The sequence below is a fragment of the Psychrobacter sp. 1Y4 genome (genome assembly GCF_051847555.1).
Window position 1 is genome coordinate 84,113 of the sequence record NZ_JBPYDE010000008.1, and the last position, 21,067, is coordinate 105,179.

The window sequence follows — 21,067 nt, forward strand, 5'->3', positions numbered from 1 at the left end:
TACGCCTTATCTTTCTTTATTGCTACACCCCTGCTAGGATAGCGTATACGTAATAGCGAGCATAGACGGTTGAAAGCTGCATGATAAGTTTTGGCAAATATAAAGACATTTTAAAAGACAGCACAATGATGGCGATATTTGTCATTGTAGTAGGATTATCATCGGCGCAAGCAGCTGAATTCACTCAATGTAACCAGTCTTTTTATGGCGGTATCTACCCTGAGTTTACTAATGATAAGCTTAGCGCCAAGACTCAGCCACTTTGTATGGACGGTTTTGCCGTCATGTATTCAGGGGTGTCACGTACACCACTTTGGTCGGCAGAACATTTGACTCGCAAGCGCTTGCAGCAAGCCAAAGACATCGACCGCGAAGACAGCTTTCATGAAGAAAGCCGAGTGCCGAAGTCAGCGCGTGCTTCACTGTCAGATTATTCAGGTTCTGGTTACGATCGCGGCCATCTGGCACCCAATGCCGATATGGCCACACGCAGCCAGCAATACGACAGCTTTAGTTTGGCCAACATCGCCCCGCAGTCACCACGCAATAACCGCTATATTTGGCGCAATATTGAATCTGCTACGCGTTACTTAACGCAGCAATATGGTGAAGTTTATACGGTCACAGGAGTTGCATTTACCAATAAAAAAACTAAACAGCTCGCTGGACGAGTATTGGTACCCAGTCATTTTTTTAAGGCGGTTTATATTCCAGCAACCAATCAGGCAGGTGTATATTATGCTCCCAACGATGAATCCGAGCGTATAGAAATCATCAGCGTTGATGAGTTAACAGCCAAGACAGGCATTGATGTTTTACCAGCGCTTGATATTCAAACCAAAACGCAAGCTTTAGAGTTGCCACTAAAGGCTGGCGAAAGTACAGATACACCGAGCGACGCATCAAATGACGAGCCTACTTGGCTGCTGTTTGTATGGGCAATTCTTGAATGGTTGGTCGCACAGCTGCAAGCATAAATCAAAGTCAGCTTAAATAATGTCCATTATTTATCTATAGGTAATGTCCAATGTTACCCAACCATGGAGAGTAAAATGATTGATCCATTCGCAAACAATCATCAAAGTATGCAAATTGGTGAGCTGATCGTAGAAAACCAAAAAGATAAAGTTATCATTTATGGAGATCTTGATTTATTGTTTGATGAGACAGGCTATGAGCAAGCGAAACAGTTGCACGAGTTGACGACTAAAGTATTGCAAGCTTTCGAAAATTCTGATCAAAACAATAAAAAAACGCTTTCGTCAAAACAAGAAAATGACCAGCCAGACAATGATATAGACAATCCTTTTATGTAACTATTTGATATAGTTTTGATTTTATAGAAACAATTATCTATAAAAAACTACTAGGCAAAGTTCGGATTTTGTCTATAATGAGTGCAGAAGGGGTTATTGGAGTTGATTGTGTTGTCTGATGGACTAATAAAGCGCAACAAACAACCAATGACCTAGGATAAGCACAAAAAACGTTGTTTTTGAATCATCATACGAATGGAGTCGATCTATGAAACTATTTACAAAATCTGTGTTAGCAGTTGCTGGTATTAGCATGGCCACCATGGCAATGGCGGCCGATCCACTGGCCAATACTACTTGGCAGACTTTTGACGATGGCAAACCGAAAGGTGTGGTCAAAATCACTGAGTCAAACGGTGTTTTAACAGGTAAGCTTATTAGTACCGTATCAGAAAAAGGCAAAAAGCACGTCGGTATGACTATTATCTCCGACTTAAAAGCGGATGGCGGCGGTAAGTATAGTGGTGGTACTATCACTGATCCTGCGAAAAACAAGACCTACCGTATGACTGCCAGTTTGGAAGGTAACACGCTTAATTTAAAAGGCTACCTAGGACCATTTTCACGTAGTCAAACTTGGAAAAAGAAATAAGTAATATCTGTATCTATACAACTGTTTAATATCTACTATATGATTGTATGGCACAAAAAATAATACAACCCGCATCGCCAATAGGCCATGCGGGTCTATTTTTAGTAAATTTTTATATTACTCAAACAAGCTTGCTGTTGAGTACCATTAGTTAGTAAATTCAGGGTAAGCCTCCATACCACATTCTGCGATATCAGCGCCTTCGTACTCATCTTCTTCAGAGATACGCAGACCGATAGTGGCTCTAATAACTGCCCATACAATGGAGCTGGCAACGAACACCCAGATAAAGATAGTTGCGGCGCCCGCTATCTGCCCCAGCAAGCTAGCAGCAGGATTGGTAATAGGGACGATTAGTAGACCGAACAGACCAACAACACCATGGACAGAGATAGCACCGACAGGATCATCGATTTTTATTTTATCTAAAGCGAGAATAGATAATACAACAATTACACCTGCAATAAGACCAAAGAGCGTCGCTTGCAATGCAGATGGGGTAGAGGGTTCTGCAGTAATGGCTACTAGACCTGCCAATGCACCATTTAAGAGCATGGTCAGATCTGCTTTACCAAAGATGAGACGTGCCAGTAATAAAGCGCCAATTGCGCCACCTGCTGCCGCTGCATTGGTATTCAAAAACACCATGGCGACTGAGTTAGCACTAGCGATATCGCCCAGTTTCAATACTGAACCACCGTTAAAGCCAAACCAGCCCATCCATAGTATCAATGTACCCAGTGCTGCTAATGGCAGATTGGCACCAGGAATCGCTCGTATCTCACCATTGGGTCCATATTTGCCTTTACGTGCGCCCAAAAACAATACACCGGATAATGCCGCTGCAGCCCCTGCCATATGAACGATACCAGAGCCTGCAAAGTCAGAAAAACCCATAGCAGTTAAGCTAAATAGTCCAAAGACATCGTTGCCACCCCATGTCCAGCTACCTTCTAGTGGGTAGATAAAACCTGTCATTACTACTGCAAACGTTAAAAAAGCCCAAAGCTTCATGCGCTCAGCGACAGCGCCTGAGACAATCGACATACAAGTGGCCACAAAGACAACTTGGAAGAAAAAGTCAGATGCTGCAGAATAGACAGAATCACCTTCAAAGCCATTTTCGGCTGAGGTTGTTAAAGCGTCTTTTACTAAAGTCTCACCACCTGCAATACCACTTAAAAACCAGTCGCCACCATACATAATGGCATAGCCACATATCATGTACATAGTGCAAGCGGTTGCAAAAAGAGTAATATTCTTGGTTAAAATTTCGACAGTATTTTTTGATCGAACCAGTCCAGCTTCCAACATAGTAAAGCCTGCGGCCATCCACATGACCAGTGCGCCACATACCAAAAAATAAAACGTGTCGAGTGCGTATTGCAGCTCAAAAATCTGACTTTGCATCTTAATTCCCCCTTGAATTGACAATGCGGTAGATTGGTTTGCTTTTAGACGTACATTACAAAGTAGCTGTCCTTATGACATGATGTTTGTTAAAAAGATACTTGCACCAATCGTGTGCAAAACTGCTTATTTATGGTTTAACTATAAAAGTTAAATCGCATCTGGCCCGGTTTCGCTGGTACGAATTCGGATAACCTGTTCGAGTGCTGTCACAAATATCTTGCCATCACCGATTTTGCCAGTGCTGGCGATACGTGTGATAGCCTCAATAGCTGGCTCAACCATCTCATCGATAACCGCGACCTCGACTTTTACTTTCGGTAAAAAGTCCACTACGTACTCTGCACCGCGATACAGTTCAGTATGTCCTTTTTGACGACCAAACCCTTTAACTTCGGTGACAGTGACGCCTTTGACGCCAATATCAGACAGTGCTTCACGCACATCATCAAGCTTAAATGGTTTTAAAATCGCAGTGATTAACTTCATAAAAAATTTCCTTATATGAATGATGTCGCAGGCCGTTGCATACTTCTAATGCATCATAGCTTTGCCATGCTTGTGATAAGTCATTCAAAAAATGTGCCAGACGTACTCAAGGGGGAGGAACGTTTGGACTTACTTATCTCAAAAATGACCGCCACTATAACGGAAAAAAGCTTTAAATTCTCATCGTATATGATGCAATAAAAACGAGATAGTCCTGATAATTACTTAGTAATTTTAGGATAAATACAGCGGAGTTACCTGTGACGTTAGGTGCAACAAGAACTTTATTATAACCAACTTTCATACCCTACGGGGAGGGTATCCTGTGATGATTTGCGAAAATCTTACAAAGAGTGGAGTCTAGATGTCAAAACAGAATTAAGATAAAGACAGCTAACTCAACAATGGAGATAATGAGAGGCTGTAGAAGTCAGTAGATAATAGTGTATAGAAATAAAACCAGGGCGGGATTTGTGGTCTAATTGTCCGATAGCCAGACAGTAGATTGGCTTGTCAGTAAGATGCCGCCTACGTTAAGCGCTACGCAACTAGCATCTATACTAATGATAAACTATGTGTGGTAATAGCAGATATAAAGAAGCTTAAGCTTTAGGAAAAAGTAAATAAGGCGTTTTAGTAGTGCCCAATAACTTCTCAGTTTCGCTCCCTTTGAGTAGCTCACGTAGCCGCGATTGTCCAAAAGCACCAGTCATCAGCAGGCCAATATTATGCTCGCTTTGATAATAGTTCAAAGCAGCACAAACATCACGGCAGTTCAATAAAGTTTTTTTACAATTGATACCGGCTTGCTTGAGACGAGCATAAGCCTCACGCAGTGCATCGCAGTTTTCGGAGGTGTCTTTACCAACCATCACAATATGAATGGTTAATGCTCGAACCAGCGGTGTTTTACATAGCCAATTAAGCATTTTATGAGAAGTGGCGCGATTATCAAACGCAAATAAAGCGGTAGTAGGGGGCGAAAATGGTGCATGAGTCACCAAAGTGGGGCAGTGGCTTAAACGTATCAACTGACTCAAGGTAGATTTACAGGTAACATGATGGCCGATAACTATCAATTGTGATTTTTCATCAACGTAATCGATACTATTGCCTAGGGTCTCATGACGATGCAGCGTATAGACCTTATGTTTATGCAAATTTTGCTCACAATAAGCCGCTGCTTGATGTAGCAAAAGCTTGCCTTGAGCTTTAAGCTCTGAGTTGCTCAGATGCTCATGGCTTGTAAATTGATCAAGTAAAAGATTTTCATCGTCGATATTTAAGCAGCCTGAATAATTGATAGCCGCCTTTTGCTGTACGCTTGGGACTGCATGTAGTAGACCGACGGGCGTTTGCATACGTTTTGATGCCCACATACTAGCATCCAACACGGCTTGTACATGGTCAGGACAATCTAGACAAGCAATAACACTATCTGGTTTTAAGTTACTCATAAGGGCAACCACATCATCTCAAAGAAAAGTACAGTTAAGCCAAACAGAAGGAGTACAGCAGCTATGATTGATAGCCACTGTCAAGCAAAACCTGAGGGCAAAACTAAACGTTTGAGCCTATTTGCTAATCCAATAGGCCGATATCGCGGCGATCATGAATAGAGAAACGATCGATCAACGTGCGACTGGCGTTATTTAAACCAACTACTTTGACATCAATACCCTCGCGTTGCAAGCGCATGACCAACTTATCTAAAGTATCGACCGCACTGATATCCCAAAAATGCGCGTGACTGACATCGATCTCAATATTATCTACAGCTTCTTTAGTGTCGAAGCTTTGCAAAAATTGCGTTGTCGAGGCAAAGAAAACCTGTCCTTGGACATAATAATAACGGGTATTGCTACTGTCGTCATAATCACTAAATATGGTTAAGAACTGACCAATTTTGTTAGCAAAAGCTAAGGCTGATAGTAGGACGCCAACCCCAACCCCATACGCCAAGTTGTGAGTAAAGACAGTGGTCAAGACGGTTGCTAGCATGACAATGTTAAACGACATAGGATGGGTTTTAAATTCTCGAATAGACTGCCAGTTAAATGTACCGATGGATACCATAATCATAACAGCAACGAGAGCCGCCATTGGAATTTGACTGACCCAATCGCTTAAAAAGACCACCATAATCAATAAGACTACACCCGCCATCAACGTTGATAAACGCGTACGTCCCCCAGATTTTACATTAATCATGGATTGGCCAATCATCGCACATCCTGCCATACCACCAAAAAAACCTGAAACGACGTTGGCAATACCCTGACCACGGCATTCACGGTTTTTATTACTTGGCGTATCAGTCAGCTCATCTACAATCGTAGCGGTCATCATCGATTCAAGCAAACCAACAATGGCTAACGCAATAGAGTAAGGAGCAATAATCAGTAACGTATTTAGATTAAGTGGAATATCGGGCAGCAAAAACACTGGTAGCGAATCGGGTAGGTCGCCCATACTACCCACATTACGAATGTCTAAATTCATATACAATGCGACAGCTGTCAGGCCAACGATACACACAAGCGGCGATGGTACAATACGGCCGATCTTGGGAATAAGCGGAAACAGATAGATAATGGCTAGGCCGGCTGCTGTCATCATATAGACAGTCAATCCAACGCGTTCAGTCGCAGGATTGAGCTCTGGTAGCTGAGCGGCAAATATCAAAATCGCCAGCGCATTGACAAAGCCAATCACCACTGAGCGAGAGACAAAGCGCATCAGATTACCAAGCTTTAAGATACCCATGATAATTTGGATACCACCGCACAGCAGTGTTGCGGCAAGCAAGTACTGTAATCCATGCTCAGCGACTAGGTCGACCATAACGAGTGCCATCGCACCTGTGGCAGCTGAGATCATGCCTGGGCGACCACCGACAAAGCTGATGACCACTGCAATACAAAATGAGGCGTACAAACCAACCTTTGGATCGACGCCTGCGATAATAGAAAAAGCAATGGCTTCAGGAATCAGAGCCAATGCAACGACGATACCTGACAGCACATCGCCGCGCACATTAGAAAACCACTCATCACGTAAGCTATCAAAAAAAGATGTCATAAGTAAACTGCATAGATTTGGAGGCAAAAAAAGTAATCATTCGCTAGTAGCCATATTATCTGTCAATAACAACTGTCTACGGATAATGTCGGCTGCTAAGAAAGCTACCGCGTCGCTCAACAGACTAAAACTGTCAAACGGTCTTGCACTTTCGCTATCTCAAAGATTATAAATATCCTACAACATCTGGCTACTGAGTTATTTGCAGTATCGCCAATAGCAAAATAAGATAAAAACCTAAGATAGTACACAAATGGCTATGATGATGTATCACAGCAGATAGATTGTCAGGTAAGATAGACAGAGTAGCTATGAACAAATAAATAGCTATAAACAAGCATCTGCCGTAACCTAATGACAGTATGATTCGCTACTAAGGGTTAATAACCATGTGATAAATACCGTAATATAGGTCATCACACGCTCAATCAGCGTACAAAACTAAATTATCAGTTAAGACCCTAGTAACTTAATATAAAAACATGCGCATAATAGCACAAAGTGATGAAAAAGCAGTACCGAAACATGCACGATACCGTTATCATGCTTACCATTATTATGATTAAAAAATATCATATCGCCTATCTAACCAATATAGTATCGTCAACACCCACATTTGATAGCCAAACCCTAGCCTCAAAAAAGGAAGATATATGATGCCCCTTGCTGCAACAGAAACGTTAATCCATAAAGGTAGTGGCCTACAAGTGGTGGTCGGGTTGGGTCAATCAGGGCTATCGGCAGCACGTTATTTGACTGAACAAGGCTATCAAGTAGCAATCACAGATGGCCAATCAGCACCCGCATTAGCAGAAAAGCTTCCCGCTGCAATCGAAATTCGTCAGTTTGGCGCTATTGATGCAGAGCTATTGCAACAAGCCGCACGTATTATTATTAGTCCTGGTATATCACTTGAAACTCAAGCAGTGGCAGCGGTGCGGCAAGCCAATATTCCGGTAGTAAGCGATATTCAGTTGTTTTGTGAGGCTTGTGATGTTCCTATCATTGCGATTACTGGTTCTAATGCCAAAAGCACCGTGACGACACTGGTTGGAGAGATGGCTGCAGATGCTGGTATCAATGTTGGCGTGGGGGGGAATATTGGTGTGCCAGCGTTAGACCTTTTAGCCAATAATGACATGGCTTTAGCTGTCCTTGAATTGTCTAGCTTTCAATTAGAAACAGTAACCAATCTGGGTGCTCAAGTAGCCACAGTGCTCAATATGTCTCCTGATCATTTAGATCGTCATGGTGACATGCTGGGTTATCATCAGGCCAAGCACCGTATTTTTCAAGGTGCCAAGTCGGTAGTAATCAACCGTGAAGATGCGCTTACTCGGCCACTGGTTGCTGATGATTTGCCACGTTTAAGCATTGGTATTCATGCGCCAGATAGAGATCAGTATGGTTTGATAACTGACGTTAATGGACAGATTTATCTGGCTCGTGGTACAGAGCGGTTGTTATCAGCAGACAAGCTGATTATTAAAGGTCGCCACAATTTACTCAATGCTCAAGCAGCTCTCGCACTAGGCGAGCTTGCCGGTCTGCCTATCGATAGTATGCTTACTACCCTACAACGCTTTGCAGGGCTTGATCATCGTTGTCAGTATATCGAAACGGTTAGAGGGATTGATTACTTTAACGACTCTAAGGGTACCAATATTGGCTCGACCATCGCTGCTATCAAAGGTTTGGGTGCAGTGTATGCGGCCAAAGATGGTAAGCTACTTTTGATCTTAGGAGGTCAAGGCAAAGGTCAACAGTTTGGTGAGTTGGCACCCTTTATTAATCAATATGTCAGTCAGGTTTTATTGATTGGGGAAGATAGCCAGCAAATTGAGCAGCATTTACGTGCAGCCAAGCTAAGTAGTGATGTGCTACTTAAGCAATGTCAGACACTAAAAAATGCTTTTACTGCTATTCAGCACGTGACTAGTAGCAGTTTGTCGCAAGTACAAGCAGTGTTATTATCACCTGCATGTGCAAGCTTTGATCAGTTTAGTGGTTACGCCGCTCGTGGCGATTACTTTAGTGAGTTAGTAACGCAATTGGTTACGGACACTAAAGCTGATAATACGCTTGGTTAATTCGTCTATTAAGACGATAAATGATTGTTTTGCTTATAAATTACTGCTACTGTCAAACACAGTTAGCCAGCCCTAGTTTACTGAGAACTTTCTTTTAGTGGTCGCCAGCTAACGTCTACTAAAAGTAATGGTGCGTTTACTGGTTGTGATGGCTATTGAGCCTGTTTTTTATTTGGTTTGGTTTAAACGGTGGCGTCGGATAGATGTCGTGTTTTTTTGTTTATTAATATACTTGAATATTATGGCCCTCTCTTTTTTTTCTCGTTCTTCTCAAAAATCTCAGCCAGCTTCTGGCGCAGATGGTGTTCTCTCTTTACCTTCAGCACGCGCGATCTTGTTATCCAGCGTTGGTTGTATGATGGTACTTAGTTTACTGATGGTGGCTTCAGCCTCTATTCCTTTCGCATTAAGTCGCGGCATGAGTGAGCTGTATTTTTTTGAACATCAGCTGTTATACATGGGCATCGGGCTAATCGCTGCAGCGATACCATACTACTTTGTACCACTAAAAACGCTCTACCAGACTGAAACACAGTTTATATTGCTGGGTGTGACTGGTGCGCTCTTGATAGCGACACTATTTGGTACGCCCATTAATGGTTCAAAACGCTGGCTAAACTTGGGTGTGATTAACTTTCAGGTCGCAGAGTTAGCGAAACTTGTGGTCATCGTCTTCGTTGCGGACTTTGTAGTGCGGCGCTCGTTTGAAGTCCGTAATGGTTGGGATGGGTTTTTACGCATCTCTTTAGTGATCGGCCTGCTGACTTTTTTACTGTTATTGCAGCCTGATTTTGGCTCATTGGTGGTCATTGTCGGTACAGTATTTGCCATATTTTATATTGCTGGGGCTCCCTACAAGCAGTTTGTCGCGCTAGGGGCTGTCGTAGGTGTACTTGGCGTACTGGCAGTCACTATGGTTCAGTATCGCCTGACAAGGGTGTTGTCGTTTTTAGATCCCTTTGATGATATTCAAGATACAGACTATCAATTGGCACGCAGCTTAATCGCCTTTGGTCGAGGACAGTTTACCGGTGTGGGTTATGGTGAAAGCGTCCAAAAACTATCACATTTACCTGAGGCACATACAGATTTTTTGTTGGCCATCACTGGTGAAGAGCTTGGCTTTGTTGGCGTGACTATGATCCTGATATTAGAAGCACTTATCATCGGTAGTGCGATGCGTATCAGCTACAATGCCCTAAAACGTCGGCAAATGCGTATGAGCTATACCGCTTTTGGTATTGGCATTATTTTTATTGCACAAACGATTATTAATGCTGCTATGAATATGGGAGCGATGCCGACCAAAGGGTTGACGATGCCGTTCTTTAGTTATGGTGGGTCATCGATGTTGATTAGTTTGGTGATGGTTGCGTTGCTCCTCAAGATCTACAAAGAGAGTCCCGAGATAGAAAAAAGCCAATGTCGTTATTTTTAAGAAGAGCATCAATATAGCAAAATAGAATAGTAGGTATTACCGAATAACCGTCAACAATCTATAGTAATTATTAACATAAAGATAATAAAAGCGTCGCCGTTGGGTGGCGCTTTTTATTTTTAAGCGACTGGTTAATGAGTGGGGGTATTTAGCGTATCTTTACCTTGTAAGGGCGTATTATCCCATTGAGCAATAGCTTGCTTAAGCATGCGTGCTGGAGTATCTATGTCGACAGCAGGCTGCTGTAAGAGCTGCAAAGCCATCGCAATCAGTTGACTGGGCTTGCGAGTATCTATAGGTTGGGCAAGGTTTTGTTTGGAGAACTTTTGTCCATCAGGGTTGCATATTAGTGGCAAATGATACCACTGATCTATAGCTGGTAAGCGTGCAGCTCGCATGATGCTGATTTGTGCAGTCGTCATAGGTAAGATATCTAAACCGCGCATGATATGAGTGACTCCTTGTAGCCCATCATCAAGGCTTGCTGCCAAAATATAATTGATCATGCCATCTTGACGACGAACGACCATATCGCCCAAGGTTTGCTGCGGATTATCCCATTGTAACCCTTGAATACCATCTTGAAAACCTATGAGATAATCTGGTAGCTGCAGGCGTAGTTTATATTGGTCTTTAGCAAGATTTGCCTCTATACAGCAGCGTGGGTAGCGCTGTCTATTAAGAAGTTTTTGAGTGGCGTTTTGCAGGTTGGCGCTTTCTATTATAGCTTTTCGCTCCCAATAACGCTCAAGGCTTTTACGTGAGCATAGGCAACCATAAGTTAGCGGGGCCAGTATGGAAGATAGATATTCATCATAAATATCAATGCGCTCAGACTGATAAACGACATCCCCATCCCAATGCAAATTTAACGTCTCTAAATCTATTAATATTTGCTCACTAAATTGCCGATCACAGCGCTCAGTATCAGTATCTTCAATACGTAGGAGCCAGTCGCCACCCAGCGATTTGATATGACAGTAACTTGCCAGCGCGGTAGTCAAGGAACCAAGATGCAGCTCGCCGGTAGGTGAGGGGGCAAAACGCCCGATAGGATACGTTGACAGCGACGTCGGTTTAGACGTTGGTTTAAATAGTGTCATTGCATGGGTATTAGTAGTATGAATGGGTGTCAAAATAAGCCGCTATAATAATAAAAGAATAAGAATAGCGTAAAAGAAATACAGGGGAAAAGATATTTATTAAGTTAAGAGGTTTTGTTACTTAATTTTGAGCTTTAAGATGGGGTACAAAATACAATAAGCGACCAACTGTGTGGTCGCTTATTACATCAAATACTATTAGGTCGACCGATTTTAGATTAATTAAGTAAGTAAACTAATCAATGATATCAGTCTTACAAAGTAAGAACAGCGTATTAAGTATGGCCTTGGTTTTGACGCTCTTTCATCTCAGACAACGTTTTGCAGTCAATACATTGCGTTGCTGTTGGTCGAGCTTCTAAACGACGCAGACCAATCTCTACTCCGCAAGTTTCACAAAACCCATAGTCTTCGTTTTCGATCTCTGACATAGATTTGTCAATTTTGCGAATCAATTTGCGTTCACGATCACGCGTGCGTAATGCTAGTGCAAACTCTTCTTCTTGAGTGGCCCGATCATTGATATCTGGCATGGCACTAGACTCATCTTGAATATAGGTCTTTGTACGGTCAGCTTCGCCAATCAGTTGATTTTTCCAGTCCAATAAAATAGCTTTAAAATGCTCTAACTGCGCATCAGACATATACTCTTCGTCTTTGGCAGGCTCGTAAGGGGTGAATTTGACATCACTCGGATTATTAGTCAGGGTGCTCATATGGGTATCCTACTTTTTCAAATTAATTCAATGAAACGACGCTTTAAGGGATAAAACTTGGATAAGTGTCAATAAAGATTATTACTTATCTTTTATAGAACGCTTTATCACAGGGTAACGCAAGTAACACAGCTGCTCTAAAGGTACGCTCATATCGATATAACAATAATAATGAACATTATCATCTAGGTATAAATAATACTGTTCATGAGTACATAGCAGGTTGCGGCTACTTGGCTAATCGTCGTCTCAGCTATCCTAGCCATTATCATTTGCCTAACACTTAACGCTAGGCGCTCCTATTCCATCTTATTTTAATATTCGTCTAATCAAAGTCTATGTAGCTTATATCAATATTTGCAGTATCGTCTATTCTATGACTATTGCCTAGTACTATTTAATAAAATGTCTCACACACTATACTAAAAGCCTAAGCGCTACAAATAACAACAATCGGTAGATGACAAAGTTTTATAAACAACGATACGCACTGAACGGTTAAAACTGGCCGCTAAGTATCCAATCTTTTGACCCAGCTTGCAACCTGCCCAGTGTTGGCTAATTGCAACCAACGGTAACCAGGTAATGCACTTGTATCATAAGCGAAGTCATCTTCGTAAGGCTTAAACTGATAGCAGGTTGATGGAGTGGTATACACGGTCACCCCATTTTGATAGCGAACTTGATCCTGATGCGTATGACCACTAATAATCACGCGTAAATGTGGAAATGCTGCCATACGTTGCCAACAAGTAGATACATTGTCTGCAATGTGAGCATCTATCCATTCTGAGTGCATAAGCATTACATGATGATGCAATGCGATAAGGGCAGTTTTATCACAAGCACTCAATTGCGCGCATAACCAGTCAATATCTGTATCGGTCACCTCACCTGCAACCTTGCCAGGAATGGCAGAATTTAGTAGCAAAAGTTGCCAGTAGTCTGTATGAATCACATGGCGACTGAGTAGACGCTCGTCTGCAGGCTGAGGGATAAGTTGGCGCTGAGAGTAGGGCTGTTTGCCATCGAGCTCATCTGTTACATCATGATTGCCAGCGATACAAGCAAAAGGAATACCAGTATCGTGCAATAACCTAAAAATGTAATCGTAAATAGCGGGCTTGACCACATTAACCAAATCACCTGTGACTAAAATCAAATCACAGCGAATATCTTCGCTCAACGCTTGTGCTAATACTGCTTCAAAACTGTAGGTACAGCAGCATTCAGAAGTTGGATGTTGGTCAGTTGTTTCTTGTACTGCTTGTACAGTAGATAAATGCATATCCGTAATCTGTAGTACATTTACCTGACCATCTGGGCTGCTGATTTCACGAGCAGGATAACTTGGCATAAGGTCCCCTTTACGTCAAGACAATTAAAGCCTAAGAAAACCACTATAAAGAATAATAATGCAAACTTATAGCACAAAAGTTATGTAATCTCTAGCTTTAAATGCCAGACAAGGTTCATAAGTTATTAACGAATAATGTCAAAAAATTCCGTTGCTTAAAACCACTTTTTAAATTAATACCATTTAGTGAAACTAAGTACGTATTTTGGTCGCTATCTTGGTGGTTAATAGAGCCATAAAAAACAAGACCGCCAATACTAAAACTATAGCAAGCCCCGTCTGTATATCAAGCCAAATACTGCTCCAAACACCTAGCGTCACGCCGACTTGCGCTATGATGAGTGCAAAAATGACCATCTGTTTGGGAGCTGTTGACCATAAACGTGCCGTTAAAGCGGGCAGCACTAGCAGGCCACTGATCAATAAACTGCCTACTGCTTGTAATGCAATGGCACAAAAACCCGCCAATACACCCATAAAGAACAGGCGCTGTTTTGTCGGATCAACCCCTTGAATGCGGGCAAGAGCTTCATGAGTGGCAAGTTTTATTTGAGCAGGCCATATATAGGCCAAAAATACCAATCCTACTAACACACTACCAGCAATTAATGGCAAATCAGCCCAATCAAGTTCAAGTAAATTGCCAAACAAAAATCCTAAGACATTTGCTTGCTGATCAGTAAGCTGAGTTAAGGTTAATAGCCCTAAACACAATAAAGACACTGCTACTACTGCCAGCACCGCATCGGTCGGTAAGCGTTCATCTTCCATTAATATCAGACCTAACACTACTAGCACGCTGACTATCGCAATACCGATACCCGTTGGCAATTGCCACCAAACTGCAATCGCGACCCCTAATAGTGTTCCATGAGCCAAAGCATCAGCGAAAAAAGCCATTCGTCGCCATAATACCAAACAGCCAAGTGGGGCTGATAATAGGCCTAAGATACTGCCAGCAATCCAAGCAGGGGCAATAATAGCTAACCAAGCAGTCATAAAAGATATATCCGTTTAGATGTTAATAGAGTTTTTAGTAGTTTATTAGGTGCTATTAATCGATATAGAGTATGTTCTGATTTTGGTTATTAAAGCTCGCTGGGCGCATGATGCTCGCAAGCGTGCGGCTGATGTACATAAGGCTGCTCATAATGATGACCAAATAATTTTTGAAATTCAGCAGTAATGGCAAGCTCACTGGGTTGACCTTCGCAGCAAATATGCTTATTTAAGCAAATAACGCGTCGGCTGCCTTTCATAACCCAGTGCAAGTCATGTGACACCACTAGCATAGCGCAACGCAAAAAATCTGGCAGCTCATCGATAAACTGGTAAAGCCAAACCTCAGTATCGGGATCTAACCCTTGCATTGGCTCATCTAAAATGAGTAGATTCGGCTTATCTAGTAAGGCTCGTGCCAGTAGTACGCGCTGAGTTTCACCGCCAGAAAGATGCAGCATCTGCCGCGATAACAGATGATTCAAAGATAAGTTATCAAAGATGAACTGACGTTGTTCTGATGTTAAACGACGTTTATCTGCCTGCGCCAATAAATCTTTTACACGTAATGGCAAAATAGGTGGCACTGTAAAACGCTGCGGCACATAACCAAGTTGTAGTGGTTGATGAGTGACAATCTTACCCGCTGTAGGCGTGATGAGACCTAAGATAAGTTTGACCAAGGTCGACTTACCAGCACCGTTTGGACCGATTAGACTGACAGTTTCATTAATAGCAATATCGATATTGATGTTCTTAACCAAGCACTGTGGACCAATATGGTAATTAATACCATTTAGGCTCAGTAAAGGTAACCCATCAGAGGTGAGTTGCTTATTGGACGATTGCGCTAAAAGGCTCATAGAATAACAGCCGAAAATTAAATAAAAGTAGACAAAAGGTCTATACAGAACAGAGATATTTTATTGGCAACTTTGACAGCGACCGCTAATCTCAATGACACTACGAGAAACCATAAAACCAGCATCTTGCTCTGCAAAGCTCATCATCTCTTGTACTGGCAGGCTACTACACTCTTGTACTCGCTGGCACGCTTCACAGATTAAAAACGCAGCAGTATGCTCGTCACGTGGATGGCAACAAGGGACGTAAGCATTGATCGAAGTCAATTGATGAATCAATCCCTCACCCAACAAAAACTCTAAGCTACGATAAACAGTTGGCGGTGCTACATTTTTTCGGACCTGTTCTTTTTCATTATTAGCACTCGCCGTCGTACGCATTTGTTGTAGCTCTGTGATTAAGTCGTATGCACCTATTGGCTTGTTGGCTTGTAATATCAAAGCATATATCTGCTGACGCAGCGGAGTAAAGCGTACACCGCGCAATCGGCATTGAGCTTTAGCAGTCTCTAAACGTTCAGTCACATCACGTGACGAAAAGTGCTGAACATCATGCAAGTGTTCGCAAACAGATGAAGTGGAAGACATTGTGTAGACTCCAAAAAGTATAGACTCCAAAAAACGATACTACAGCTAAAAAGATCAAAACTAATAACAATGAATTATGTTAGCCATTTTTATTGTTATAGTATAACATAATAAAAATTAAAAAATCAGTATTGCTGATGATTGAATTGTTTTTTCAGACCCAAACTTTTTTAGACCATACTTATAGGGCAGTTATCCGATGAATGCTAATCCCCAAAACCTTAGAGAACCAGATAATGAAAGTCAGTACTTTCAAGGTAGAGTGCGTCCTTTCTTTTTTTATAGGTTAGGACAGTTTTTGTGTCAACCCAAATACATATTGACAGTCGTATTGATGCTTTTAAGCTCGTTCATAATGACTGTGCAAGCAGCGACCGTCAGCGTCAGTAACTACCCTTTATTTTTATTAAGTGAAGCGGTCACTGAGGGAGCACCGTCAGCCAATCGATTATTGCAAGCAGGGGAGGTCGGCCACCATGGCAGTATTAGCCCTAGTGATATCAAAGCAATTCAAGAGAGTAAGTTTGTTGTATGGTTTGGTGAGCCGTTGGAGAACAACCTTGCATCAAGCTTAAACACCGCACCGAATGCCATTTCCTTATTTAGTTTTGATGCCTTTAACCGTCATCCATTACGTGATGTTAAAGGCCAACTTATCGCAAACACTTTAGACCCGCACATTTGGCTCGACCCTGAAAACGCCAAAGCCATTACTCGAGCACTGGCAGTGATTCACAGTCATGCAAACCCTCAGCACAAGAATTTGTATCAAGCCAATGCAAAGAAGTTTGCCCAGCGACTGGATAGAGCTGTAGCATCAGCACAGTTGAATGACCAAAAAGCCTCTCCTTATTGGGCTTATCATGATGCTTACCAATATATCGAAAAAGCGTTGCAATTACAGCTTGCTGGTAGTTTAAGCATGGATCATCATTTGGCACCTAAAGCCAGTCAGATACGTTGGCTTAACGAGCAGCGTCCAGTCAAGCAAATGTGTTTGGTGAGTCCTAGCGTTCCGGCTAAAGGCTTGCTTGCTAAGCTTCAGCCAGTAGATACGACTGTGCAGCCCGAGGATATGAGTAGTAGTAAAGACTTTGTGAGTGGCTGGAGTGATATGGCGCAAGAAATACGTAACTGTATGTCTTAATATTTAAAAAACGTTACAATATCTAAAGTGATAAGTGGGCCAATTTGGTATTTAAGGATTGTTTAATATGTCTATAACGTGTTAATTAACAATAACAAATTAAAGGTTTGATATTTGCCATATATTACTTGCTAATTATCTGGTTGCTCCTTATAATAAGTGGCGTTTTATTTTGGTTAAAAGGTTATATCTATATAGTGAACCGTTCATAGAGAAGTATGCCATTTACACGCTACTATCATCTAAATGCTACGGTTATTATTCTAATACTATAGGTAAGCTAATGACCAAACCTGCCAAACGTACGCAAAGAGATCAAATCGGCGTCTATATTAAACGCCAAGCGTGGATACTATTTATCCTTATTATCATCGCTTGGATTGTAGATGCCAGTTGGCTGAGCAGTGATCTTGTCGTAGCAAAAAGCGCTGCCATTGGTGCGCTATTAAGTTTTGTTACTCAAGCTGTATTTGCTGGATTTATCTTTTGGTACACAGGATATCGCGCGCGCGGGCACATTGTCAGCCAGCTATATCGAGGTCAAATGGCCAAATGGTTATTGACTGTGTTTGGTTTCGCACTAATTTTTATTACCATACGACCCCTGTCAGCGCCTGCGCTCTTCATCGGTTTTATGGTAATGCAGATTAGTCACAGTTGGATGTTGTGGCATATACGTTAATAATAAATGACAGTCGCTTATGATAATTTTCTAAGCTTTTGTATTTATCCAATATAACGTCATATTTATTCTATAAATATAATGCTGTTCATAGCATAAAAATGTCATCCTGCCGTCCAACTTCTCTACGACTAAGTCGAAAATTGATAAATGATGTGTTTTGGAATTTTGCAAAAAATACTAACTACTATAAATATGATTGCTTAATAATAATGTTTTACAATTTAATTAAGGGCGCAAGACCATATTGTTAAACGTTACAAGCTGGTATAATGATTACATAGCAGATAAAAAACACATAATTTCCTTTACACGAATACTACGCTGCATTAAGATAGGCAGCTAATTATTTTGCTTAAACGTGCTGTATTAAGCACATATCTTGCAAATCAAGGTATCGGCAAACACTAATATGATAACTTTAAGTACGTTTATGTGCAGATGCTAAGGGCTAGTAATGAATACTCATAAGCCCTTTTTTGATAACTAAATTTTATTGAAGTCTGTCAAAAAACCAGTAACTGCACCAGAAGTATGGGTTGGATGTTGTTGATTACATGAGAGTGCGAACACGATTAATTTGTAAATAATATGAACGGATAAGATGTTATTAATCTTCTTAAAAGTTCAGTTAGGTTTATGCAAACATTGTTGTTAGTATGCTTATCAGATGACAACCGTATTCTTTGGTAGTTGATTCAATCGTTGATTAATAAGAAGCTTATATTATGGCAGCCGAGCAACAAACATCATCAGAATATATCTCTCACCACTTAACGAACTGGACGTATGGCTATTTGCCAGGCGAAGGTTGGAAAGTTGCCTATACTGCTGAAGAAGCGGGACAAATGGGCTTTAATGCTATCCACCTTGATTCTATGCTATGGTCAATTGGTCTGGGTATTTTATTTTGTGCCATCTTTTGGATGGTTGCCAAAAAAGTAACTTCAGGCGTGCCAAGCAAAACTCAAGCGGCAGTTGAACTAATCGTTGAGTTTGTTGATAATAACGTTCGCGATTCTTATAGTGGTACCTCAAAGTTGATTGCACCTTTGGCATTGACCATTTTTGTATGGATCTTCTTGATGAACCTAATGGATTTATTGCCTATCGACTTTATCCCAAGTCTAGCAGGCCAAATTGGTGCCGCGATGGGCCATGATCCACACCATGTGTTCTTTAAGATTGTGCCAACAACTGATCCCAACATCACGCTTGGCATGTCATTCTCTGTCTTTTTGTTAATTCTTTTTTATAGCATCAAAGAAAAAGGCGTGGGCGGTTTCGTTGGTGAGTTAACACTACATCCGTTTAGTGCCAAGAATCCTATCTTACAAATTATTTTAATCCCCATCAACTTCATCTTAGAAGCAGTTACCTTAATTGCAAAGCCTGTCTCATTAGGTTTGCGTTTATTCGGTAACATGTATGCTGGGGAATTGATTTTCATACTGATTGCTCTAATGCCGTTTTGGATTCAATGGGCGTTATCGGTACCGTGGGCTATCTTCCACATTTTGATTATTACACTTCAAGCGTTCGTATTTATGATGTTGACGATAGTTTACTTATCGCTTGCATCATCAACTGAACATTAATTAGACATTCAATAGGTAAATGAGGATACATCAATGGATCCAGTATTAGGTGGTTACACAGTTATCGCAGTAGCGTTACTTATCGGTCTTGGTGCACTTGGCACAGGTATTGGTTTTGCTATTCTAGGTGGTAAGTTCTTAGAAGGGGTTGCACGTCAACCAGAGCTTGGCTCACAATTGCAAACTCGTATGTTCATCGTAGCAGGTCTTTTGGATGCTATTCCGATGATCGGTGTTGGTATTGCTATGCTATTGTTGTTCGCTAACCCTCTAGCAGGTTAATCCGAAAGCTCAGTTGTAAATGTTTGGTACTTAGATATTTTCTATCAAATATAGTCAAGATCTGACTGCCAAACATGATCAATGAAACTGATTTTTCATTAACAAAGAGGTGATCACGTGAATATCAATTTTACCCTCGTCGGTCAAGCCATTGCTTTTGCAATATTTGTGATTTTTTGCATGAAATTCGTGTGGCCACCACTTATTGGGGCCATTAACGAGCGTCAGCGTAAAATCTCTGAAGGCCTAAACGCCGCAGAAAAAGCAAAAGCAGATTTGGCAACCGCGGAGCAAGATGTCCAGCAGGAACTTGATCTTGCAAAGAATAAAGCTGCTGCTTTAATCGAGCAAGCTAATAAAAGTGCCAACCAGCTTGTCGAAGATGCAAAAACGCAAGCGCAAGCAGAAGGCGAGCGTATTCGTCAACAAGCGCAAGCGTCTATCGAGCAAGAAATTAACCAAGCGCGTGAATCATTACGTGCTCAAGTAGCTGAACTGGCTGTACTTGGTGCAGAAAAGATTTTGCAAGACAAAGTCGATGAGCAAAAACATGCCAGTATGTTAGATCAACTGGCGGCGAAGCTGTAATTGTGAGGATATCATGGCTGACTTATCAACCTTAGCACGACCGTACGCTAAAGCCGCGTTTGACTATGCCAACGAAAATGGGGTAGTAAATGAGTGGGAAAACTTCTTGTTTATTGCCAGTCACGTTGTCAATGACAAGTCGTTCAGTACTTGGCTGGAAAATCCAGCTGTTTCTGCTGAGCATAAGTCAGCTGCGCTGACTGATCTTTATGACTCACAAGTAGCTGGTGATAGCGACTCTGCTTTTAAACAGCTACTAGGCGAGAGTAAAGGCTCTCACTCTGGTAATAGTATTAGCTATTCTAAAGTGTCACCAGCCCTTGATAATTTTATTAAGCAGTTGGCACAACAAGAACGTCTGGCACTGCTTCCTGAAGTTTATGAGCATTATCGCCGTCATAAGGCCATAAGCTTAAAACAGCTGGACGCATATGTGACTTCTGCCTATCCATTGACTGATGCTCAGCGTGACATGATTCAGACGCGTCTTGCTGCATCGCTAAATGCTAGCGTAGTAATCCACGAGTCAGTTGATCCAAGTTTATTGGCAGGTGCTACGATCAAAGTCGGTGACAAAATTATCGATGATTCAATGCGCGGCAAGTTACAACAGTTAAAAACACAGCTAACTGCCTAATGCCATTCAGTGGCGCGATCTTATAAGATCTGCGTGAACATAAGAGCATTTAAGTCAGTGGGCGGGTTATCATAAATTAAAGGAAACAAGG

21 protein-coding genes are annotated in these 21,067 nt (G+C 41.6%); 11 read left to right on the plus strand and 10 right to left on the minus strand.

All coding sequences use genetic code 11. The features are described from left to right. Positions 1 to 80: 80 nt before the first annotated feature. The 3 genes from ACS8FC_RS08610 (at position 81) to ACS8FC_RS08620 (ending at position 1,908) form a co-directional block, all read left to right on the plus strand. Positions 81 to 977, plus strand: a complete 897-nt coding sequence (locus ACS8FC_RS08610) for a DNA/RNA non-specific endonuclease (RefSeq protein WP_439296485.1) — start codon at positions 81 to 83, stop codon at positions 975 to 977. Between the two features lie 75 nt (positions 978 to 1,052). Beyond that, positions 1,053 to 1,316, plus strand: coding sequence for a hypothetical protein (locus ACS8FC_RS08615; protein WP_439263059.1), 264 nt, complete (start codon positions 1,053 to 1,055; stop codon positions 1,314 to 1,316). 208 nt (positions 1,317 to 1,524) lie between these two features. Next, complete coding sequence (locus ACS8FC_RS08620) at positions 1,525 to 1,908, plus strand: DUF2147 domain-containing protein (protein ID WP_439263061.1); 384 nt, start codon at positions 1,525 to 1,527, stop codon at positions 1,906 to 1,908. A 147-nt stretch (positions 1,909 to 2,055) separates the two neighbouring features. Here the strand turns inward: ACS8FC_RS08620 and ACS8FC_RS08625 are convergent, their stop codons facing one another. The 4 genes from ACS8FC_RS08625 to ACS8FC_RS08640 all read right to left on the minus strand — a co-directional run bounded on the left by ACS8FC_RS08625 (position 2,056) and on the right by ACS8FC_RS08640 (position 6,888). Then, entirely contained in the window at positions 2,056 to 3,318 is a 1,263-nt protein-coding gene (locus ACS8FC_RS08625; protein WP_439296486.1) for an ammonium transporter, read from the minus strand. Positions 3,319 to 3,468: 150 nt separating this feature from the next. Then, positions 3,469 to 3,807 (minus strand): P-II family nitrogen regulator, encoded by a 339-nt coding sequence (locus ACS8FC_RS08630; RefSeq protein WP_058369633.1) that lies wholly within the window; start codon positions 3,805 to 3,807, stop codon positions 3,469 to 3,471. A gap of 602 nt (positions 3,808 to 4,409) precedes the next feature. Beyond that, positions 4,410 to 5,264 (minus strand): universal stress protein, encoded by an 855-nt coding sequence (locus tag ACS8FC_RS08635; RefSeq protein WP_439263065.1) that lies wholly within the window; start codon positions 5,262 to 5,264, stop codon positions 4,410 to 4,412. A 124-nt stretch (positions 5,265 to 5,388) separates the two neighbouring features. Then, entirely contained in the window at positions 5,389 to 6,888 is a 1,500-nt protein-coding gene (locus ACS8FC_RS08640) for a SulP family inorganic anion transporter (RefSeq protein WP_439263067.1), read from the minus strand. 653 nt (positions 6,889 to 7,541) lie between these two features. On the opposite strand from ACS8FC_RS08640, the gene murD reads away from it, so the two are divergent. Beyond that, complete coding sequence (gene murD, locus ACS8FC_RS08645) at positions 7,542 to 8,978, plus strand: UDP-N-acetylmuramoyl-L-alanine--D-glutamate ligase (RefSeq protein WP_439296487.1); 1,437 nt, start codon at positions 7,542 to 7,544, stop codon at positions 8,976 to 8,978. 241 nt (positions 8,979 to 9,219) lie between these two features. Continuing rightward, positions 9,220 to 10,416 carry a putative lipid II flippase FtsW gene (ftsW, locus tag ACS8FC_RS08650; protein WP_299221077.1) on the plus strand — a complete coding sequence of 399 codons (1,197 nt, stop codon included), beginning with the start codon at positions 9,220 to 9,222 and terminating at the stop codon, positions 10,414 to 10,416. 131 nt (positions 10,417 to 10,547) lie between these two features. Here the strand turns inward: ftsW and gluQRS are convergent, their stop codons facing one another. The 6 genes from gluQRS to ACS8FC_RS08680 form a co-directional block, all read right to left on the minus strand. Further along, positions 10,548 to 11,519 (minus strand): tRNA glutamyl-Q(34) synthetase GluQRS, encoded by a 972-nt coding sequence (gene gluQRS / locus ACS8FC_RS08655; protein ID WP_439296525.1) that lies wholly within the window; start codon positions 11,517 to 11,519, stop codon positions 10,548 to 10,550. 275 nt (positions 11,520 to 11,794) lie between these two features. Next, positions 11,795 to 12,235: an RNA polymerase-binding protein DksA gene (gene dksA, locus ACS8FC_RS08660; RefSeq protein WP_439263072.1), complete on the minus strand. Its 441-nt coding sequence runs from the start codon at positions 12,233 to 12,235 to the stop codon at positions 11,795 to 11,797. A 511-nt stretch (positions 12,236 to 12,746) separates the two neighbouring features. Beyond that, a complete protein-coding gene (locus ACS8FC_RS08665; protein ID WP_439296488.1) occupies positions 12,747 to 13,592 on the minus strand; it encodes a metallophosphoesterase in 846 nt (281 codons plus the stop codon). Between the two features lie 192 nt (positions 13,593 to 13,784). Beyond that, positions 13,785 to 14,591 carry a metal ABC transporter permease gene (locus tag ACS8FC_RS08670; protein ID WP_439263076.1) on the minus strand — a complete coding sequence of 269 codons (807 nt, stop codon included), beginning with the start codon at positions 14,589 to 14,591 and terminating at the stop codon, positions 13,785 to 13,787. Between the two features lie 89 nt (positions 14,592 to 14,680). After that, the gene (locus tag ACS8FC_RS08675; protein ID WP_439263078.1) at positions 14,681 to 15,454 is read right to left on the minus strand and encodes a metal ABC transporter ATP-binding protein; all 774 of its coding nucleotides are present in this window, start codon (positions 15,452 to 15,454) and stop codon (positions 14,681 to 14,683) included. Positions 15,455 to 15,514: 60 nt separating this feature from the next. Further along, the gene (locus ACS8FC_RS08680) at positions 15,515 to 16,042 is read right to left on the minus strand and encodes a transcriptional repressor (protein ID WP_439263079.1); all 528 of its coding nucleotides are present in this window, start codon (positions 16,040 to 16,042) and stop codon (positions 15,515 to 15,517) included. Positions 16,043 to 16,397: 355 nt separating this feature from the next. On the opposite strand from ACS8FC_RS08680, the gene ACS8FC_RS08685 reads away from it, so the two are divergent. The 6 genes from ACS8FC_RS08685 (at position 16,398) to ACS8FC_RS08710 (ending at position 20,976) form a co-directional block, all read left to right on the plus strand. Beyond that, positions 16,398 to 17,189, plus strand: a complete 792-nt coding sequence (locus ACS8FC_RS08685) for a metal ABC transporter solute-binding protein, Zn/Mn family (RefSeq protein WP_439296489.1) — start codon at positions 16,398 to 16,400, stop codon at positions 17,187 to 17,189. 283 nt (positions 17,190 to 17,472) lie between these two features. Continuing rightward, entirely contained in the window at positions 17,473 to 17,871 is a 399-nt protein-coding gene (locus ACS8FC_RS08690; RefSeq protein WP_299221064.1) for an ATP synthase subunit I, read from the plus strand. 728 nt (positions 17,872 to 18,599) lie between these two features. Further along, positions 18,600 to 19,469: a F0F1 ATP synthase subunit A gene (gene atpB, locus ACS8FC_RS08695; RefSeq protein WP_058369621.1), complete on the plus strand. Its 870-nt coding sequence runs from the start codon at positions 18,600 to 18,602 to the stop codon at positions 19,467 to 19,469. Between the two features lie 33 nt (positions 19,470 to 19,502). Continuing rightward, positions 19,503 to 19,751, plus strand: coding sequence for a F0F1 ATP synthase subunit C (atpE, locus tag ACS8FC_RS08700; protein ID WP_010197960.1), 249 nt, complete (start codon positions 19,503 to 19,505; stop codon positions 19,749 to 19,751). A 117-nt stretch (positions 19,752 to 19,868) separates the two neighbouring features. Next, complete coding sequence (locus ACS8FC_RS08705; protein ID WP_439263083.1) at positions 19,869 to 20,339, plus strand: F0F1 ATP synthase subunit B; 471 nt, start codon at positions 19,869 to 19,871, stop codon at positions 20,337 to 20,339. A gap of 13 nt (positions 20,340 to 20,352) precedes the next feature. Continuing rightward, positions 20,353 to 20,976 (plus strand): F0F1 ATP synthase subunit delta, encoded by a 624-nt coding sequence (locus ACS8FC_RS08710; RefSeq protein WP_299221060.1) that lies wholly within the window; start codon positions 20,353 to 20,355, stop codon positions 20,974 to 20,976. The last annotated feature ends 91 nt before the right edge of the window (positions 20,977 to 21,067 follow it).

What these genes read in the sequence shown, in the direction of transcription:
- atpB (WP_058369621.1), top strand. Translation starts at nt 18,600, where the DNA reads ATGGCAGCCGAGCAACAAACATCATCAGAATATATCTCTCACCACTTA.
- ACS8FC_RS08615 (WP_439263059.1), top strand. Translation starts at nt 1,053, where the DNA reads ATGATTGATCCATTCGCAAACAATCATCAAAGTATGCAAATTGGTGAG.
- murD (WP_439296487.1), top strand. Translation starts at nt 7,542, where the DNA reads ATGATGCCCCTTGCTGCAACAGAAACGTTAATCCATAAAGGTAGTGGC.
- ACS8FC_RS08665 (WP_439296488.1), bottom strand. Translation starts at nt 13,592, where the DNA reads ATGCCAAGTTATCCTGCTCGTGAAATCAGCAGCCCAGATGGTCAGGTA.
- ACS8FC_RS08630 (WP_058369633.1), bottom strand. Translation starts at nt 3,807, where the DNA reads ATGAAGTTAATCACTGCGATTTTAAAACCATTTAAGCTTGATGATGTG.
- ACS8FC_RS08625 (WP_439296486.1), bottom strand. Translation starts at nt 3,318, where the DNA reads ATGCAAAGTCAGATTTTTGAGCTGCAATACGCACTCGACACGTTTTAT.
- ACS8FC_RS08610 (WP_439296485.1), top strand. Translation starts at nt 81, where the DNA reads ATGATAAGTTTTGGCAAATATAAAGACATTTTAAAAGACAGCACAATG.
- atpE (WP_010197960.1), top strand. Translation starts at nt 19,503, where the DNA reads ATGGATCCAGTATTAGGTGGTTACACAGTTATCGCAGTAGCGTTACTT.
- ACS8FC_RS08710 (WP_299221060.1), top strand. Translation starts at nt 20,353, where the DNA reads ATGGCTGACTTATCAACCTTAGCACGACCGTACGCTAAAGCCGCGTTT.
- ACS8FC_RS08635 (WP_439263065.1), bottom strand. Translation starts at nt 5,264, where the DNA reads ATGAGTAACTTAAAACCAGATAGTGTTATTGCTTGTCTAGATTGTCCT.
- ACS8FC_RS08670 (WP_439263076.1), bottom strand. Translation starts at nt 14,591, where the DNA reads ATGACTGCTTGGTTAGCTATTATTGCCCCTGCTTGGATTGCTGGCAGT.
- ACS8FC_RS08690 (WP_299221064.1), top strand. Translation starts at nt 17,473, where the DNA reads ATGACCAAACCTGCCAAACGTACGCAAAGAGATCAAATCGGCGTCTAT.
- ACS8FC_RS08685 (WP_439296489.1), top strand. Translation starts at nt 16,398, where the DNA reads ATGACTGTGCAAGCAGCGACCGTCAGCGTCAGTAACTACCCTTTATTT.
- ACS8FC_RS08675 (WP_439263078.1), bottom strand. Translation starts at nt 15,454, where the DNA reads ATGAGCCTTTTAGCGCAATCGTCCAATAAGCAACTCACCTCTGATGGG.
- ftsW (WP_299221077.1), top strand. Translation starts at nt 9,220, where the DNA reads ATGGCCCTCTCTTTTTTTTCTCGTTCTTCTCAAAAATCTCAGCCAGCT.
- ACS8FC_RS08640 (WP_439263067.1), bottom strand. Translation starts at nt 6,888, where the DNA reads ATGACATCTTTTTTTGATAGCTTACGTGATGAGTGGTTTTCTAATGTG.
- ACS8FC_RS08680 (WP_439263079.1), bottom strand. Translation starts at nt 16,042, where the DNA reads ATGTCTTCCACTTCATCTGTTTGCGAACACTTGCATGATGTTCAGCAC.
- gluQRS (WP_439296525.1), bottom strand. Translation starts at nt 11,519, where the DNA reads ATGACACTATTTAAACCAACGTCTAAACCGACGTCGCTGTCAACGTAT.
- dksA (WP_439263072.1), bottom strand. Translation starts at nt 12,235, where the DNA reads ATGAGCACCCTGACTAATAATCCGAGTGATGTCAAATTCACCCCTTAC.
- ACS8FC_RS08620 (WP_439263061.1), top strand. Translation starts at nt 1,525, where the DNA reads ATGAAACTATTTACAAAATCTGTGTTAGCAGTTGCTGGTATTAGCATG.